This is a genomic window from Cognatundibacterium crateris, from assembly GCF_010078235.1.
In the GTDB taxonomy this organism is placed as follows: Bacteria; Pseudomonadota; Gammaproteobacteria; order Burkholderiales; family Burkholderiaceae_D; genus Undibacterium; species Undibacterium crateris.
Window position 1 is genome coordinate 144293 of record NZ_JAABOS010000007.1, and the last position, 19084, is coordinate 163376.

12 protein-coding genes and 1 pseudogene are annotated in these 19084 nt (G+C 50.2%); 2 read left to right on the forward strand and 11 right to left on the reverse strand.

Features of this window, described 5'->3' with window-relative positions:
* Positions 1-494: 494 nt before the first annotated feature.
* The 3 genes and pseudogenes from EYB48_RS13930 to EYB48_RS13940 all read right to left on the reverse strand — a co-directional run bounded on the left by EYB48_RS13930 (position 495) and on the right by EYB48_RS13940 (position 4413).
* Complete coding sequence (locus tag EYB48_RS13930; RefSeq protein ID WP_162020971.1) at positions 495-2261, reverse strand: hypothetical protein; 1767 nt, start codon at positions 2259-2261, stop codon at positions 495-497.
* Positions 2258-3136 (reverse strand): SIMPL domain-containing protein, encoded by an 879-nt coding sequence (locus tag EYB48_RS13935; protein WP_162020972.1) that lies wholly within the window; start codon positions 3134-3136, stop codon positions 2258-2260. Before EYB48_RS13935 ends, EYB48_RS13930 begins: the two co-directional genes overlap by 4 nt.
* Positions 3137-3283: 147 nt before the next feature.
* Positions 3284-4413, reverse strand: a pseudogene (locus EYB48_RS13940) (IS3 family transposase).
* An 875-nt stretch (positions 4414-5288) separates the two neighbouring features.
* Between EYB48_RS13940 and EYB48_RS13945 the strand changes: the two are divergent.
* A complete protein-coding gene (locus EYB48_RS13945) occupies positions 5289-7340 on the forward strand; it encodes a M66 family metalloprotease (protein WP_162020973.1) in 2052 nt (683 codons plus the stop codon).
* A 445-nt stretch (positions 7341-7785) separates the two neighbouring features.
* Here the strand turns inward: EYB48_RS13945 and EYB48_RS13950 are convergent, their stop codons facing one another.
* The 5 genes from EYB48_RS13950 to EYB48_RS13970 all read right to left on the reverse strand — a co-directional run bounded on the left by EYB48_RS13950 (position 7786) and on the right by EYB48_RS13970 (position 15787).
* Positions 7786-9798, reverse strand: coding sequence for an ankyrin repeat domain-containing protein (locus tag EYB48_RS13950; RefSeq protein ID WP_162020974.1), 2013 nt, complete (start codon positions 9796-9798; stop codon positions 7786-7788).
* Between the two features lie 558 nt (positions 9799-10356).
* Positions 10357-10707, reverse strand: a complete 351-nt coding sequence (locus EYB48_RS13955) for a hypothetical protein (protein ID WP_162020975.1) — start codon at positions 10705-10707, stop codon at positions 10357-10359.
* A 606-nt stretch (positions 10708-11313) separates the two neighbouring features.
* Complete coding sequence (locus EYB48_RS13960; protein WP_162020976.1) at positions 11314-11523, reverse strand: YgaP family membrane protein; 210 nt, start codon at positions 11521-11523, stop codon at positions 11314-11316.
* Positions 11520-14747 (reverse strand): efflux RND transporter permease subunit, encoded by a 3228-nt coding sequence (locus EYB48_RS13965; protein ID WP_162020977.1) that lies wholly within the window; start codon positions 14745-14747, stop codon positions 11520-11522. Before EYB48_RS13965 ends, EYB48_RS13960 begins: the two co-directional genes overlap by 4 nt.
* The gene (locus EYB48_RS13970) at positions 14744-15787 is read right to left on the reverse strand and encodes an efflux RND transporter periplasmic adaptor subunit (RefSeq protein WP_162020978.1); all 1044 of its coding nucleotides are present in this window, start codon (positions 15785-15787) and stop codon (positions 14744-14746) included. The genes EYB48_RS13965 and EYB48_RS13970 overlap by 4 nt, the downstream gene beginning before the upstream one ends.
* A 165-nt stretch (positions 15788-15952) precedes the next feature.
* On the opposite strand from EYB48_RS13970, the gene EYB48_RS13975 reads away from it, so the two are divergent.
* Positions 15953-16309 carry an ArsR/SmtB family transcription factor gene (locus EYB48_RS13975; RefSeq protein ID WP_162020979.1) on the forward strand — a complete coding sequence of 119 codons (357 nt, stop codon included), beginning with the start codon at positions 15953-15955 and terminating at the stop codon, positions 16307-16309.
* 38 nt (positions 16310-16347) lie between these two features.
* On the opposite strand, the gene EYB48_RS13980 is transcribed toward EYB48_RS13975, so the two are convergent.
* From EYB48_RS13980 to EYB48_RS13990, 3 genes are all read right to left on the reverse strand, one after another.
* Positions 16348-17595, reverse strand: coding sequence for an HD-GYP domain-containing protein (locus tag EYB48_RS13980; protein WP_162020980.1), 1248 nt, complete (start codon positions 17593-17595; stop codon positions 16348-16350).
* Between the two features lie 96 nt (positions 17596-17691).
* Positions 17692-18480: a uracil-DNA glycosylase family protein gene (locus tag EYB48_RS13985; RefSeq protein ID WP_162020981.1), complete on the reverse strand. Its 789-nt coding sequence runs from the start codon at positions 18478-18480 to the stop codon at positions 17692-17694.
* Positions 18477-19082 (reverse strand): type II secretion system protein N, encoded by a 606-nt coding sequence (locus tag EYB48_RS13990; protein WP_162020982.1) that lies wholly within the window; start codon positions 19080-19082, stop codon positions 18477-18479. The genes EYB48_RS13985 and EYB48_RS13990 overlap by 4 nt, the downstream gene beginning before the upstream one ends.
* Positions 19083-19084: the final 2 nt, after the last annotated feature.

The following is a 19084-nucleotide window of genomic DNA, read 5'->3' on the forward strand; positions in this document are numbered from 1 at the left end:
ATCCTTGAACAAATCCTGTTCCGTCAGATATGAAACATATCAAGACGCCATTCCTGCACAGCCAGAGATAGCGTCTTTTTTACCTAGTTCAAGGATGGGAATGGCGTAACAGATGAAGGCCATTGCGCCGCACAAGTCATTTCGGCTTACGGTCCTCACCTGGTTTTCATGCGCCTTTCAAGAGCAAAGTAAGCCAGAAGGCGCATAGGTATTGGGGCTTTGATTTTTTTCTTTGCGTTTCACCTGAAATTTAACACGGTAGGGCGTCAGGAAAACGGCTTTTGTAGGACGCATCACGATGCGTCGTATGGACTCGCTTTTTCATCAAGGCTGATCTAAACGCAGTCTGCCAAATCCTTAGGATAAACGCCTGCTTCCAATAATTGATGTGCGTTCCAACAGGAGCAACCTTCGACCCGAATGAAGAAGCCATATTGGATCGGGCGCTATGCATAACGGTCAAATGCGGCGCATCGCGATGCGCCCTACACGCGCTATTTCGTAGCTGGCACTTCAGGCCGCCAACAGCCTAACCAATATTCCCAGGTTTTTACATTTTTCCCATTCGTAGAAACTTTGGCTCGACGTTTTAAGTCATCTATGAACTCTAGTTTCATCTGCGTTCCTGGGAGATTTTTTAGATAGTGTTGCGCTTGACTTTGCGAGCTAAGCTTCGCCTCATGAACTGCGGCATCAAGAATTTGTTCGCGAAGACAGACTTCGCTTGGACCACAGCAGGAATTTTCCTTACCGGCATTTCTATTCTCCAGACCATCAAACGCTTCTTGCGTCGCTTGTTTCACATCACCTTTGGTTTCGACACTGATCAAGTAACGAATCACAGGTAACATACGTTTATCTTTAATCTGCCTTAAGGCATAAGCAGAATACGCATCGCGATTTTTCATCCGTAGATAGCCCAACAAAAATTTTGCTTCATCTTCGGCTCGCATTAAATCTGCCATCCAGACTGGCCAATGCGTATCTTCAGCGATTTTCCCATTCGCCCATGCATCGAATAAGGCGCTGGCTGATCGTTTTCTGCCGCCCTTAGACCAAGGGTAAGCCAAGCGATAACGCAGGTTTGGCATCCAAATCGCATCGAAGGGCCCAAAGAGTTGCCCACCTTCGATCAAATTAGCGTACAAGGAGAAAAACTCCAATTGGACAGCACCATTTTTTTCTTTTTCAAACAGCAAAAGTGCACGTTGAAAAAAAAGATCTGGGTACTGTGCCGCCATGGAGCGCAAGATAAATGAGCGTCTTAATGGATCACTATCGCTCTGATACATACGCACCCAATGCTCATAGGGTACTTTGAATCGAAAAGCGAGTGATGCGTAGCCATACATATATTTTCGCCACAAGGCGTTGTCCGCAGTTTCATAGAGATTCATCAAAAAGTCTCGTTCAGCGGCAATTTGCTCTGCTGGCGCATCTTCACCGACAAAACCAAGTAGCATCGTTGGGAGAATCGAAGAAGTATCTTTCTCTTTGGCTTGCGCTAACATCGTATTGCGAAATCGTTTGGTAATCGCGACCTCACTCGCATATTGTTTAGGCTCGATAAAGTTGGGGACGACCAAGCCCAAAGCATCACGCGCCATGATTGTGTCATCGGAATTGTTAGCGCGGCTCTTAATCAATTCACGAGCCTTGGCTGTTCCTATACTGCGCAATGCCATGATCACAAAATGCCGCGTAAAATCATTCGTACTCTGCAAATGCTTTTCCAATAATTGCACCGTACTGTCGGCTTGATTTGACATGACAAGAGCATAAATATGCAGCATGGCGAGGTCATCCGCATGCATGCCTTGTGGCAGGTCTATTGGTAAATCCTTGATGGGATAAGCTTCCGTTGTTCCTGTTAAGAATTCCTCAAGGAAGGCTGCGCTGGTGCTGGTAGCACCACTGGGAAGTTGCAGTGCTTGCCTGGCCGCCACAGCAAAACTAAAACCAACATAAGATAAATTTTTGGGTAGATTCTCAAACGCGATATCTGCACTCGTCAAGCCAACTGGTCGCCCTAAGAGGGTGCTGTAAAATAATCGCGCTTCCAGAGACAAATGTTGATTCGCATCGCGGTCTTCAGGATAACCCAAGGCATCGATTGTTTTTGCGCTTTCACCTGCCATGTACGAGGGTAAGAGCTCCGCCATGTCATATTTCATGTCTGCCCAAATATCGCTAGTACTCAGGGCTGCCAGAGCTAAAATCAAAAAACCACTTAACTGGATAATACGGGTCGTTTTTTTCATTCCTCACCTTTTTTGCCCATGCCAGCTTGCGCTGCAGAAGCACTCGTCGCCTCACAGGCAATACGACCATCGATCGTCATTTGTAAGGTGATATTCTGGGTGCCAACGGTTTCGATAGGCTCAACTCTTTGCGGAACCGACTGCTTGATAAGTAATAGATGTAGCGTGTTGTGATAGGCTTCCGCGGTCACGATGCTACCGGTCTGTGCATAGGCAGAGACTAGTTTCATCTTAGCGATGCAACTTTCAGGAGCAAGATTTGGACAAATTGTTGGCGCCTCTTTGCGCATACAACGCGAAACTGCGGCAGCTAATTGCTCATCTTGTTTCGCAATACGATAAAAACTGATGTTCTTATACTCTCGCGAAGAATAGACATCTATACCAGCATCTTTTCCATAGCGATCTAAGCCCAATTTGAAGAGTTTTTCGATCAACTCGTCAAGATGGGCGTTGATCGGAAATTCGGCCTCAATGCGTTGCACCTGAATGTAGGGCATTTTCATGCTGCCATCATTCGCCTTTTCAGGATTGCGCGCCGCCCTTAAGCGTTCTTTTTCGATTAAGATGCCACCTTTACTTTCGACATAGGCGCGTATCGCAGACATTTGCTTTTCGAGCTGCGTGCTTCCATCCTTAGGACTAATACTTTCCGCACTGAGTCCGCCACTAATGACGACTCGGTTCGGTTGTAACTGCTCGTCACAACTGATGTTAAACCCAGAGTATGCTTCCTCCGGTATACCCGGTTTTGAAATGGGCCCAGAGGTAATTTGCAAGCCTTGTGCAGTTTGCGTCTTTTCCGCAAAGCTGTAAGAAGTGCATAGGCCAGCAAGCATGGCTAACGCAAAAAAACGAAAGACGATTTTTTTCATTTGAACTTTCTACAAATACGCTCAGCTAAAAATTTGCATGGGAATGTGAGTTTTCCACGACATGAATTTTTCTAAATTTCGCAAAAAAAACACAGTCCATTGACACTTTGAGGTTCCCTCGATATTTCGTCTGCCATCAGATGAATTTCATGCGGCCAGCTTTTTCTGATTTTGCTCGCTTCTCCAGTGATCGAGATACTGAATTGGAGACCGGTAGCCTAGCGTTGAATGCTGACGGGTTCGATTATAAAAGACTTCAATGTATTCGAAGCTGGCAGCCTTCATTTCAGCATGACTAGCGTAACGCAAACCATGGTAACGCTCGTTCTTGAAGCTGTTAAACCAGCTTTCAGTCGGCGCGTCTGAGCAGTGCTCCGACTCCCGGCAATTTCCTTTGCGGCTCATAGAGCACGTCATGCCGAATTCCTTGAGCTTGCCCTGAAAGGCATGGCTGGCATATTAGCTGCCGCGATCCGAATGATGCATGACACCAGCTTCCGGTCGGCGGCGAAACCAGACCATGGTCAATGCATCTGTCACGATATCGCTCGTCATGCGCGGCTTGAGCGACCAGCCTATGACTTCCCGGTTAAACAGATCCAGCACAATCGCCAGGTACAGCCAGCCTTCGTCCGTCCACAAATAGGTGATGTCCGAGGTCCAGACTTGATTGGGCGCGGCTGGCGCAAAATTCCTGTCCAGCAGATCATGTTTCGAGTCTGTCGTGACCTTGTAGCGCCGCTTATGTCGCGCGCGCAGACCGTACTCACGCATCAGTCGCTCAACCCGTTCTTTGCCAGCCGTAAAGCCGCGCCGCCGCAGCTCACGCACCATGCGCGGACTACCGTAAGCGCCTTTGAGTTCAACATGAATGGCACGGATAAGCGCCAGCATTTGCACGTCCGTCAGCCGTTTTCGGTCGGGGCGACCGCCGCGCTTCCAGGCGCGATAGCCGCTGATACTGACGTCAAGCACGCTCCACATTTCGGTCAACGCATAGGTCTTGCTATTGACATCTATCCAGGCGTACTTCACAGAATGTCCTTTGCAAAGTACGCCGCCTTTTTTATAATTTCGTTCTCCCGCTTCAGTCTGGCATTCTCGGCTCGTAACCGGGAGAGTTCCATCGCTTCGGGCGTGACCACTTTACTACCTGCACCTGTGAGTTTGCCTTGTGCGGCTGCCTTGATCCAGTTACGCAACGTCTGGTCAGCCAGACCCAGCTCCTTCACCACGGTCGAGACGGATTCCCCATTGGTGACGCGCTGAACGGCCAACTCTTTGAACTAGGTCGTATAAGTCTGTTTCAGTATTTTTTTTATTTCCTGTCTTCCCAAAGTAACGGTAATTTTACGTCACCTGTGGCAGACTAAATTTCAGGGAAAGCTCACACGCCTGGTAAGGCTGCATCAATAATCTGAACAATAAAACTCATCTGTTTACTTTCGTCATTCGCATGGTTAATTAATTGTACTTAGCAAAAGCACGCATCAAATCCTGACTCCAATTTGGCTGAATCGACGAGCCTTAGACCAAGGCTGCAATCGTAACGCAACGAGGTGCAATCCACCACTTCAAATGGTGCAACAGATGAAGGCCATTGCAGCCTGCAAGTCATTACGTCTTACAGCTTCACCCATATTTCATGCGCCTTACAAGAGCAAAATAAGCCAGCAGGCGCATGATTACTGGGTGTTTGATTTTCGGCTTTGGGTTATATCTAAAATTTAAGGCTTTATGCTGCAATCCAGCACCTCATACGGCGCAAGCGATGTACACCATTGTGTCCTACAATTTATTCCCACTTTCGGTCTAAATTCCTGCGGGAGTCGCATTCCCTGTTAATGGCAGTTTTACGTCAGCGATGGCAGACTAAATTGAATGGGTAGCTCAAGTTCGCTAAAGCGACAAACCCGTTTATGCTAATCAAGTTCGATACCAATTGAAGCTGACAAGTCATACATCCTGGCCCTGCGATGTCACCAAGCGATACATCCCCTAATTGCCCTTTAGTACAATTGACCAGCTGGTTACAGCGAGTACTCTTGGCATTAGTTTTGAAGCTCCTCATCAGGAATAATTTTGCATGGTTTGAGTCATTGAGCGTTGATCTCTTGAGATGCTTTACCCAGTTAACACAAAAGAGCCTTATATGAAACTAAAAAATTTAACTTTAATGACATTGCTTTTGAATGCTTTAGTCGCTTGTGGTGGTGGCGGTGGTGGTGGCGGTGGTGGTACCAGCAGTGATGGAAACAACTCAGCGCCAGCGCCTTCACCTGCCCTGTCAGGATTCAGCTTTCAGCAATATCAGGCGCCGGCTATTTCTAACATCAGTTGCAATTCCACTGCGAATGCAAGCGCAGCCATTCAGCGGGTTCAATTTGCGCAGACCGTGCTTCTGGAAACCACCCACCCGTTCTTCTACCTTAGCGCTGAGCGAGACACCGCAATAAGAGTCAGCGTGACTGGAAATGGTAAAGCCCCGGAGGTGCGCGTCACGGCAAAAGTCGATGGCAAGGAAGTGGGCAGTGTTTGCCTGGGCGGCCCATCTACCTTGGCTGCGAGCGTAGACGATTCGGTGCCAAGCATGGCGACCAGTTTTGTCGGCAACATTCCTGCCGCCTGGGTCGTCCCTGGTCTGCAATTACTGGTACAAGCCGGAGGAGCAAGCCAGGCAATTTCCAGCAGCGAACTCAAAATTGGACCAGCACCTGTACTGAGCTTCGTGACCATGGACTGGCTACTTTGGGGAGATACGCAAGCCACGCCGCTCCCTGCAAACTTTGGTAAAGAATATGCCGCCCGCTTACCACTGACGGCCATCAACCACAGCGCCTTTCCACTGACGGTTTCCATGAACCAGTTACCAATCGGGCCTCGCGAAGATGGTCGTAGCAGCAACGGCACAACCATCAAATCGCCTGCTCTGATTGCGGACCGGGCACCAGCTTGTAGCAGCTCACAGGCGACAGCAGGTACCTGCGTTCAATGGAGTGGGTTCGCTGTCCTTTCTTCTGTGAGACTGCTGACAGGCACGATACAAACTGCCAATGGATTAGGTTCGGCCACACACTGGTATGGAACCCTTGGCGTAAAAAGCAGGGTTGGCGGAGGCCTGGCGGGCGGGCACGTAGGCTCAGGTGACGACTATGGCCTGACCTTTAACCATGAGTTCGGCCACGCATTTGATCAGCCGCATTGGGGCGATAACCTGTATAGCCGGGCCGCCGCAAATACAGACTCTATTCATCCCTATTCCGGGCAGTATGTGCGCGCAGACGGGCAAGCCAATGGAGGTGGGTTTGGTAATTCCTGGGCTTTCGATCCCTTACAAGCGAATCCCTTTATCAATCCTGTGTGCACCCAGACTGGCAAAGAGCGCCAGGAACCGATGCAACGCAACGGAAACGCCTGCGTCCCTGCCGGAGAAACCTTTGATTTCGCGAGTGACTATTCAGGTATGTTTGTGGCGCGCTACTTCAACGGCGCATCACAAAGCTATAGCGGCAACGTGGCTTCGCCTCGCGACCAAACGGGTAACGCCAACCCCAAATTCTTGTTCAAAACTACGGGTGGCCGCGACAATTTCAAGCCAGGCACGAATGGTAAGCCATCGACTTTCCAACGCTGGGATAGTACATCCGCACGCTACATCGACAAGCCCCAGGATACGATGAGCGCACAGATAAATTACCCCCAACAATGGGATGTTCCGGTCTACACGCTATGGGGTGCATTCAGTAACACAAATCCTGAGGTCACTACTATTCTTGCTCCACTCAAGTATCGCGGCGGATTACCACGCGTGGTTGATCCTACCAATGCGACGGATTTCGCTGCGATCAAAGCGAATGCCGCTCTTTTCTGGTGGGGCTCTGATTTCGTCGTGCGTGCAGACTTTGATGACGGAACACATACCTATGCTCTTATCATGCAAAGCGCACGCGGAACAGATCCTCTGAACGGAGACAGTTTTGTTTATTGGGGAGTGAATATTCCCGTAAAACCCAATGCAAAACTGGTTTCAGTATCCTTATATAACCGCCCAATGGAAGTGCGCTACAGCGATGGCGGAAATACCTCCTCACCGTGGTACGCCAAGACCAATTTAAACAGCACACTGAATGCCACTTTAACGGCTGATCGCTACCTTGATGGACTCCAGCCGGTCAAGACACTGCGCTTACAGACTGGTATGTGAAAACTTGGGTCTCGGGATTTTCTCCCGGGACCTGAAATAAAGTATGGGCGTTGCGCTTAAAACGCAGCAATAGGCAGCAATAGGCAGCAAGAGGCAGCAGAGCCTATTGCGATGCGCCGCATGGCGGTATTAGCCGCAGTGCGTTATGGTGCAATCCCCTGCCTCATACGGCGCAATAGTTGAAGACCTTTGCACCCTGCAAGTCATCACGGCTTACGGTCCTCACCTGGTTTTCATGCGCCTTTCAAGAGCAAAGTAAGCCAGAAGGCGCATGATTACTGGGTGTTTGATTTACTACATTGAGTTTGCGCTGAATTTACACGGTAAGGTGTAAGAAAAACCGGCTTTTGCAGGGCGCATCGCGATGCGCCCTGCACTCGCTACACTGGCTATTAGCACCCTACTAGCTACACCTTACGACCCTGGCGTTTTGATTTACTTGAATTCATGGGCATTCCAGCGCCTTGGATGCCATCGCCTGTTTGAAGTAACGTGCATAGCCACAGGCATCTTCGCCATACAGGTCTTTCTTATTGCGGTCAGCGCCTGCTTGCAGCAAAAAGGCAATGACAGATAACTGCTGGTATTGTGCAGCGACCATCAGCGGTGTTGAACCACGCTCACCGGCAAAGCGTTCGTCAACAGGCAGGCCACGTTCATGCAGAAAACGCAGACTTTTCATTGCACCGCGATAGCTGGCATAGTGCATCGGCGTCCACACCTTGTTGGCGGGTTTTTGCAAATCTGCACCTGCATCGGCGAGGGCCTGCAATATGTCTGCAGCATCATTATTTATCGCAGCAAACACGGCACTGCGCCCGCCATTGCCATCTGCATCAAGAGGTGTCGCCAGATCGGCTTGCGCCCCTTGTTGTAACAGGTAGTGCACCTTGTCCAGATTGTTTTCGTCTGCCGCTTGCATGAGCAGGCTGCGGCCTTCACTGTCCCGGCTATTGACATCGGCGCCAGCATGAAGCCTGGCCTGCAATTGCGCCAGGGTTTCTGTCTCTTCCGGAATCACGGCGCGGGCTTCGGCACGGGTAGCACTCGCCTCATCGTCTCCATGATCAATCATCAGGTAAGCAGATAGCGCCACCATGCAAAAGAGGAAGACATAGGCCCATAAGCCCTTAGGTGTTTGCTTATCTGCCTGCGCCCTGGCCTTAGGTAATTCATAGATGCTGCGGTCTGGCTGCGTCGTTGCCTTAGGTAACTCATAGATGCTGCGGTCTGGCTGGACTGCCATCAAGTCGCTAAGTGTTTTTTTTCGCCCCAGCCCTGTGCCGGCTTGCACAGGCAGGACAAACTCAATGTCTGCCCCCAACACCTTGATCTGCAATTTCCAGATCACTTCCACATCTTTGTGATCCAGCAAGCCGCTTGCCGGCATGTCTTTGGGTAAGCGGATTTTCATATCCATACTCTGCGCACCATGCAATATCTGTATGGTGTTCAATGCTTGCGACCACAGGGTCTTGCTACTGGTGTCTTCTCCGCGCCGGTCTTCAAGCACGCATAGCACTTCGGCCTTCACAGGGTAATATGTCCCTGCGCTTTGCATGCGCTGCCCCAAGGGCAGTTTGAAGCACAGGCGCATGCACAAATCCTTAACACCGGTACATGGCTGCTGCGCCATGAACAGACTGGTCTCCCCCACGCGCCAGCGTAGAAAAGCGAGACGTAAAGACAGCCAGAGCAACAGCACACCTATCAGCGGGAACAGCAGTACCAAAAAGCGCATTTTGCTGCCACCATCTGATACCGCCAGAATGGACAAGGGGAAGGTCAACAAACTCCAGAAGATCGCAAAAAAACCCAGCTCTGCCCCACTACTGTCGGGCTGTATTTCCAGCTTACCGGACAGCGTATGGCCTGACGTGAGCGCTGATCCGGCATCAGCGCCAGCACCTGCAGCGGCAACATCTGCTACCTCTTTATCAGGCTTGAACCAGATTGCCCAGAGTGCCCACCAGGCACCCAGGCTGATCAAAGGAAACAGAGTGGCGAAAGGGATCAGGAATAATAGGCGCTTGTAGCGTATTTGCCGGTCATAGACGGCATAGGCAGGCTCTTGCGGGTCTAGCCAGAGTGTGACGCGTTGATCCTGATTGCGCGCCGCCCGCAATTGGGCATGGATATCGCGTTGATAACTGCCTATGTTATCGCTGCTGTCACCACCGATATTGATGCGTGTGCTGCGATAAGTCTGGCCATTATATTGATATTCAAATTCGGCAAGGACTTGCCAGCTTGTGGATTCGTCTTCGTGCTCGCGCAACTCAAGCTTGTTGATATGTGCCTGCACCGCCACCAGATCGGCAGCCCGCCACCAACCCTGCAACTGCTTAAACATTGGGTACACACCCACTGCCCAGCCGCCAACACCAAACAACACTGCAAACACCAGCGCAAACAGACTGGCCCCTAACTTTCCACCTATTTTTTTTGTTTTTATCATGGCTGCAATGTAGCAAAGGAGCTAATGCATTGCAAGATCAGGACTTACGCAAGGTATGCGTGTCGCTTACAACAGATAATAAAACAAACACAGAATTTCTTGCTGCTGTCATCACCCAGCCATACCACGATGCTAATTCATTCCACCTTGTGGCCTATATTTCATGCGCCCTACAGACACAAAGTAAGCCAGCAGGCGCATCAGTATTGGGTGTTTGATTTACTGCTTTGAGTTTGTGCTGAATGTACACGGTAAGGTGCAATCCATTCGTAAATCCATAATGCCTAAGCTTTGGTAGGGTGCATCACGATGCGCCGCATGCGGGAATGAGTCATCTGGCAGATGCTTACTTTTGTTTTTTTATTTATCCTGCAAACAAAAAAACGCAGCGCGTTAAGGCGCAATAAATGAACCCCATTGGAACCTACAAATCATTCCGACTAAAGTATTGTGTGATTTTTTGTTTTGAATTTTATTGTTTCGCAAATAGAAACGAGCACCGACTCCATAGCGCAGAAGACGGTGCTTTGAGGTTATTAAACTTAATGGAATAAAGAATTAAGAAATACGATCTCCAGCAGTGGGGCGTGCTGTTGTAAGTGCATATTCAAAAGCTGAGTCAAAGTGATTTAATAACGTTTCACTTAAGTGGCCATGGTAATAACCATAAGTCACGGTACTTAATCGCTGATTTTGTGGTGCGTATATATTAAATATAAGCATGTCGTTTTTAATAACTGGTTTAAACCAAGCTTTTTTTGACCAGTTGTCAGCTTTGTGAGTGTAAAACTTACCATCCCTAGAACGTTCCCAAGTGGTTATTTTTCCTTTCTGATCGTTTTGATTAATTCTCGAATTAAATTCGACAAGCAGTTTAGTTGGGTTGTCTGATTTGATATGTAGAGCCATTTTTTTCCTTTATTGTTTAAGTCAGTTGACTTACGGGGTCACGTTATAGCTTTCATCTTCTTGATCTTTAAAAAATCTAGAAAATTAATTTAAGGACACACCTAAACAATCAAAAGGATGTCTTGTTTATGGACTTCCAATCAAATACACTTAAGATTCTTCGCAAAAGGGCACTTTGTTTAGGTGTTCTTACTTTGACAGGCAGGGCTGCAACCCTCCTGTCAAAGGTTCCTCATTGACAGCAATCCTCACTACATATAGTCAGTTTTGTCTTGCTGAGCACCAAATATAGCCCTATCAAAATCGATTTTCAATAGCTTTTAGGCTTGAAAATATATTTATATTTCCGTGTAAATTGCCTTAGCGGAATTGACTTTGCAAAAGTCAATCGAGCCGTACTTGAGATTAGAAAGTAACCACTAACTCAAAGTGAATAATGAAATTATGATTTTCACTCCAGCACTGACTAACCAACGCAATTCCATCTCCACCCCCTTAGTCATTCCCTGCAAACCAAAAACCTCCCCAATGCCCGATACAATTTCCGGTCTTTGGAAAGGTTTTTAGTTTTGATGGCTGCCTGTTCAGCGCCATGCACTGTCGTTTTTAATTCCCCGCTTTGACTCCGAATTTACGCAATACCGACTCCAGCAAGCACCATTCCGTAAAGCCACTTTGCATTAAATTGACGCCGACAAAAGCTGTCACTGCCAGCCACCATGTGTTAATAAACCAGGGGCTGTCAGGAAAGCCCAAAGTCAGTGACAGCAAAATAAATAAACCGGCGAAAATACGTACGATTTGCCATGAGTTCATGATACTTCTCCTTGTTGAGTAACAGATACTTTGCGATCGCGATAGGCCATGTAATACAGCAGAGGAATCACGATCAGGGTTAACAGCGTCGAGATGAAAATGCCAAAAATAAGCGAGATGGCCAGACCGTTAAAAATCGGATCATCCAGAATAAAAAATGCGCCCATCATCGCGGCCAGGCCAGTCAGCATGATGGGTTGGGCGCGCGTGGCTGCTGCATTCACGACTGCATCCTTGAGCGCCATGCCGGTTTGCACCTGGAGCTGAATAAAATCAACCAGCAAAATAGAATTTCTGACGATGATGCCGGCCAGCGCAATCATTCCTATCATGCTGGTTGCTGTGTATTGCGCACCCAGCAAAGCGTGGCCGGGCATGACACCGATGATGGTTAATGGGATAGGCGCCATGATGATGAGGGGCGTCAAATAAGAACCAAACTGCGCCACCACCAGTAAGTAAATCAGTATCAGACCAATCGCGTAGGCAGCGCCCATATCGCGGAAAGTTTCATAGGTGATTTGTGATTCGCCATCCCATTTGATCGCGTAGCCACGATATGGATCATTGGGCTGGCGGATGAAATACTCCTTCAGTTCGCCGCCACCGGGAACAGGAATCTGGCTGATCGCTTTGCGCATAGAAAACAGGCCATACAAAGGACTGTCTGTCTTGCCCGCCATGTCGGCAGTCACATAATTCACCGGCATTAAGTCCTTGTGATAAATGGGTTGCTGACGGCTGCTATGACTCAGCGTAACCAGCTCCCGTATCGCGACCAGTTTTCCTTCAGAAGTTTTGACTGACAATTGCAATAAGCCATCCAGATCGCCATGACTTTCTGCGGGCAGTTGCAAGATGGCGGCATTGGGATACTTGCTTTCATCATGTAGCCAGGTCGCTGCATCACCCGCCAATCCCGTACGCAAAGCTGTCACGATGTCGGCCTGCGATACGCCAAGTAAAGCTGCCTTGCGTCTATCCACCAGCAACACCCAACGCGGTGCCGATGCGATGCTGCTGTCATCCACATCGACCACACCGGCACTGGATTGGAATACTTCCCGCACTGCCTTGGCGACCTGGCGACGTCCTTCTGCTTCCGGCCCATAGATTTCTGCCACGATAGGCGCAAGAACTGGCGGGCCAGGCGGCACTTCTACAACTTTAATGTTGGCATTAAAGCGCTTGCCTATCGCTTGCAAGGCCGGACGCAAGCGGCTGGCGATGGCATGGCTTTGTTCCTTGCGCTGATGCTTATCGACCAGATTGACTTGCAGATCACCGACTTCGCCACCGGTGCGCAAATAGTATTGGCGGACCAGTCCGTTAAAATTAATCGGTGCGGCAGTACCGGCATAGGCCTGATAATCACTCACTTCAGGAACGCCGGACAGATAAGCACCTAATTCACGCAGCACCGCCGCCGTCTGCTCGACCGGCGTACCGGCAGGCATATCGACGATCACCTGAAATTCCGACTTATTATCGAATGGCAGCATCTTCAATAACACCAGACCGGTCGCTGGCAGCAGCATAGAAAAAGCGATTAATGCAGCCACCGCCAGCCCCAGAAAGTCGCGATGACGCTTTCCATGCACTTCATTCAAAAAAGGATGAAACAGTCGTGCAAACAAGGGGGGCAGCCTGGCGGCTAAACCATGCGGTTTTGCATCAGCTTCAGTACGATGCAGGTCTTTCATCCAGATACCGGCCAGCCACGGTGTGACTACAAAGGCCAGCGCCAGTGACAGCAGCATCCCCATACTCGCATTGATCGGGATGGGACTCATATAAGGCCCCATCAAACCCGAAACGAAGGCCATAGGAAGCAGCGCCGCAATCACGGTCAGCGTAGCCAGTATCGTCGGGCCACCCACCTCATCCACTGCACCGGGAATGATTTCCTTTAATGACTTACCTGGAAAACGGCGCTGATGGCTATGGATGTTTTCAACCACCACAATCGCGTCATCGACCAGAATACCAATCGAGAAAATCAAGGCAAACAGCGATACCCGGTTCAGCGTAAATCCCCAGGCCCAGGAAGCAAACAGCGTGACCATCAGTGTCAGTATCACCGCGACACCAACAATCGCCGCTTCACGCGCACCAAGTGCAACAAAAACCAGCACTACCACGGACAGCGTGGCGAACAGTAATTTCTGTATCAGTTTTTGGGCTTTATCGTTCGCAGTGTGGCCGTAGTTGCGCGTTTCAGCGACCAGGACATCGGCGGGGATGACGGTATTCTTCAATTCTTCAATGCGGGTCGTGAGCGCATTGGCGACATCAATTGCGTTCTCACCCGATTTTTTGGTGATCGCGATCGTCACGGCAGGATATTCAGCGCCACTTTTTCCTGCGACACCATGCCAGACATAAGGTGCTGCCGGTAATGGGCCATCTTTAATGGTGGCGACATCTTGCATAAACACGGGCTTACCGTTGTGGACAGCGACGACCAGCTCGGCAATTTCCCGGGCATCGCGTAAGAACGGACCAGCCTCAAGCGCGACCGCCTGATTACCAGACAGCAGTTCGCCCACAGGCAAACCCATATTTGTCGATTGCAAGGCATTGCGCATATCGGCGAGGGTGACACCGGAACCTTGCATACGCACAGGGTCCAGCCCGACCAATACCGCACGTCCAGGACCACCGATAGTCGTCACGCCCCGGGTGCCGGGTACGCGTTTCAAGTCGTTTTCTATGCTGTGCGCGACTCGCTCCAGATCATAGGCGCCGGTATCGGGATTTTTACTGTACAGCGTGAGACTCAGGACAGGCACATCCTCAATCCCCTTAGGCTTCACCAGTGGTGGCAACACGCCTGCATTTTTAGGTAACCAGTCCGCATTGGAATGCACAGTATCGTACAAATGCACCAAGGCTTCAGTACGTGCAACGCCCACCTTAAATTGCACGGTCAGGATAGCGATGCCCGGCCGAGAGACGGACGTGACGTGTTCAACACCCGGCATTTGCGACAGCATTTGCTCCGCCGGTGACGCCAGCATTTGTTCGACCTCGGCTACTGCAGCCCCAGGAAAAGGCAGCAATACATTCGCCATCGTCACATTGATTTGCGGCTCTTCTTCACGCGGCGTAACGATGATCGCAAAAACACCCAGTAAGAATGCCGCGAGCGCCAGTAAAGGGGTAATTCTGGCGGTCTGAAAAAAGGCGGCAATGCGTCCGGAGACACCCAGTCTGGCGTTCATCGCACTGCCCTCACGGCAGCGGCCGGATCAAGCGCAACGCGCTCTCCGGCACTGATACCCGTCAGAATTTCGGTCGCACCATCGCGGGTTTTACCCAGTCTGACCTGACGCAAAATCACACGCTGCTGGCTATCGATGACGTAGAGCCCCGTCATTTCTCCACGCTTGACGATGGCCTTGGCAGGCACATAGAAATGGTTTCCCGCTCCCCCTTTTAGTGGCAGCCAGACTCTGGCAAACAAGCCGGGAGCAATGTCTTGCGCTGACTCTGGCAAATCGATACGCAGGGTAGCGCTATGGGTGGCAGCATCGATGGTCGGCAATACTTTATATTGGGTCGCTGTGAGCCATTGACGACCTGCTGTCAGCCCCGGAAATTCTATCTTCATGGGCTGACCGGCCTGATAGTTATTCATTGCCGCTTGCGATACAGTAAAGCTCACGCGCAAACCCTTGGGATCAAACATGGTCAGCAAGGGCTTACCTGGCATCGCCATATCACCCAGTGCTATCGGCAATTCAGAAACCACACCGGCATACGGCGCCCTGATCACAAAAAATCCGGATTGAATATCAGCCACATTGGCCTGGGCTATTTGGGATTTCAATTGATCGGACAAAGTCTTGTATTGCGCCTCAGCCCGCTCCAGAGCAGACTGGCTGATGAACTGCTTTTGAAATAACTGTTTCTGACGCTGCAGATCTTTGTCAGCCAACTCCAGCGCCGAGCGTGCAGCGGTTGATTGCGCCTGACTGGCGACACTCCCCTGCAACGCTGAACGTGCATCGATACGCAGCAAGACCTGGCCTTCCTTAACGCTGTCACCGGCTTTGACCGGCAGCGCAACGACCGCACCAGCCACCTGTGCGGCAATCACGGTTTGACGCACCGATTCCACCACCCCTTCAAAGCTGGCATTGTCGGCTGAGGCCGCTGGCTGAACAAGCACACTCGCCAATTCCCCCTGTGCGGCAAAAGCACATGCCACAGGCAACACCAGCGTCGCAAGCGCAAAACGCAAACGAGAAATTATCAACATCATCCTCACCTCAAAATAAGTTCTTTACTTCATCACTAGTATCTTCGTTAACGTCATTATTTAACTAATTAATTAAATACGCAAGTAAAGAATGAATTAAATATGCGTTACAATGAAAGCTAAATCATGCGTAGTGACCAATAAATTTCCAAATAGAAAGTTGATATGGATGAGTTGAGCTTAGAGGCCTTAAGCCAGGTAGCAGGATATTTCGCTGCATTGTCGGAACCGACACGCCTGCAAATTCTGAGCCTGTTACGCAATCAGGAGCGCAATGTCGGGGAATTGGCGGAGCTCTGTGGTTACACTTCCGCGAACATTTCCCGCCACTTAGCCATACTGAATAAGCACGGTCTGGTGGCCAAAGAAAGCCGTGGAACGAGTGTGTTTTACAGAATTGCCGACGAGTCGATCTACACGCTATGCGATGTCGTGTGTGGCAGTCTGTTGAAACAACTGGAAGAAAAAGCGCGCTCACAGAAGGAGTTTGCGCAGTCTGCGAGACTCAGCAAAAATCCATAAAAAACCCATAAAAAAATCCCGCATCAGGCGGGATTTTTTCAGGTCGGCGCTGTATTGTCGCCCAGCCAGTAGCGGTCTATGTCTTTCAGCCCCCATTTGGAGGCGTCTTCGCGGTTAGCGATTTTGTCTTGCAGACCAGGGCCAGCCAGGTCCAGCAATTCGGGCGCGATGTAACTCATCGATTTGATCGAGAAAAACACTCTGACTTTGGGCATCAGCAAAGATTTGCCGACTTGTTGCTCAACGACGACGCCGAGGCGACCGGATTCCAGCCTGACCAGGGTACCGACCGGGTAAATACCTATGCTTTTCACAAAGGCCTGGAATACTTTTTCATCAAAGTGGCCTTTACTCCATTCTGCCATTTTGCGCAGCGACTCAGCCGGACACCAGCCCTGCTTGTAAGGGCGGTTGGAGGTAATCGCATCGTACACGTCACAGACTGCGCCCATGCGGGCAAACAGGCTGATTTCTTCACCTTTAAGACGATCCGGATAGCCAGTACCATCCATTTTTTCGTGATGATGCAAACAAACGTCGAGGGAAATCGCACTCACGCCCTGCGCATCCAGCAGCATTTTATGACCGGCAGCCGGATGCTCTTTCACTGACACAAATTCTTCATCCGTCAATTTGCCCGGCTTATTCAGAATATCGCCGGGCACCATCATTTTGCCGATGTCATGCAACAGGCCAGCTACCCCGGCTTCGCGGGTTTGCTCATCATTCAAACCAAGCTGTTTGGACAAGGCAACCATCAGCGCGCACACCGCGATGGAATGCATATAGGTGTAATCGTCTTTGGTTTTCAGGCGCGCCAAACCGATCAGTGCACCGGGATTACGCATGACGGAATCAGAAATCTCTTCAACCAGTGCCTGTGCACCGCCCATATCCACGGCCTTACCCATACGGGCTTCGCTGAACATGGAATACACGGCTTGTTTGGATTTGTTGACGATCTGGGACGCGCGCCCTAATTCATCGGCCATAGAAACGGATTCAATCACCTTAGGCGCAGGTGGTGACTTCACTGGCGGCGGTTCAGGCTTGGGCTCTGGTTCAGCCCGCACCACGGACGCGGCGGGCTGCGCAGTTAACACATCCAGTCCTTTGCTGATGTCTATCCAGGCTTCACGGATTTTAGATTTCTGAATTTCCTGGATGTCGTTGATATCACTCAAAAGAAAGGACTTCTTCCAAAACGGAGTATCCATCCAGGAGCCACACAGCTCCTGAACAAACATACCAACTCGCAATTTTGAAACTTCGATTTTCTTCAGCATAGATTCAGTCTATAAACTCTGCGGGACATCTGGAATATCTGCAAATTATTCTATAAAGCGAGGCTTGAAGCTATAGATATCTGGAAATTATTTTTCCTATGAGAAACTATTTAACAATTGCATAGGCCTGAAGAAATCCTGCATTTTCTTATTTGCAATAAAACTCAAATTATAAGGATGCTCTGCAACTATATGCGGAAAGGCTGACGCAGCCGGGATTTTTCTTACCTGTTCCGCGATCTTGCCCCATAGTACCAGTGATGGCAGCCTATCGCTTTGATCTGCCGCTAAAGCGAGTAAGACCTGCTGAAGAAAAGGCAGCCAGGATACGCCATCCTTCACTGGCGCCACATGATCACGAAAGACCAGTGAAGCATTCAGCAATAAAAAGCCCTGCTGCTGCATTTTCTGTTGCAATTCGTCCAAATGCTGTATCAAGGGCGAACCAGACTGAGCTGCAATTTGCGCCACGCCTTGCATCGCATCACCACTGGTTGCCGACTCGTCCAGATAGCCATCGGCGACCAGCAGCATTTTAAAAAAATTTCTCAGGGAAGTCGCACGATTCACTTTTTTCGACAGGCCAGTGGACGACCAGATTTCGCTGACGGCACCATCCATAAAGCTGACCCCGGTTGCGCTTTGTTCGCGAGGATAAGGGCCTTCACCGATTAACACATAGCGCACCTGATCGCGCGGCACCGCAAAGGCTGCAAACAGCCTATGCTGGGTTGGCAGATAAGGCTGTGCGCATAACTCAGTCAGATAAGCTGGCTGTGCCTGCTGCAGGGCCAATAAACCCTGCTCCAGCACTGCATGCCAGCTGGGATGCGCATGCTGCAAAGACAGGCGAATTTCCTCAGGCAGCGTAGCGACACCACTCATTGTGGTGCCCCGGTTGGCATCACTGCCGGCAAAGAAGCGACCGGGAATCCTGGCACCACCATAGGAGCCCCGCCTGGTGGCGTATTGGTCGGCGCGCCATGTGGCGGGAAGCCTGCCGGTGCAACCGGAGATGGATTCGGATTTTCCGGTGCAGCCGGTGTCGCGTAGGCAGCCACAGGTGGCGTTGCGGCCAGTTGTATCACTGCATTCTGCGGCAACTCCAGGCGTTTGAGCGCGCCATTATCTGAGATCAAAATATACTGTGCATGCACTTCTTTCAGCACGACGCCAGGTGCCAGTTCAGCACCAATCGCGACGGCGCGACCGGGCTTACCATCGGTGCTGATGACGGCTGCGCTTTCATTCGCACGGCGTGCCAGTACCACACCCTTCAACTGATGATTACTGATGGCAGCCTGAGGCAAAGCACTGTCACCAAAAATCCCGCCCCACTGGCCGGAACCCGGCTCCAGTGTCGACTGCTGTGCAGGTGCGGCCACACCGCGGCTCTGGACTTTAAAAAATTTCAATCCCCAAAAACTCAGGGTCATACATAACAAAGCAAAGGCAATCAAGCCAGAAATAACAGGTAAGCGCTTCATTT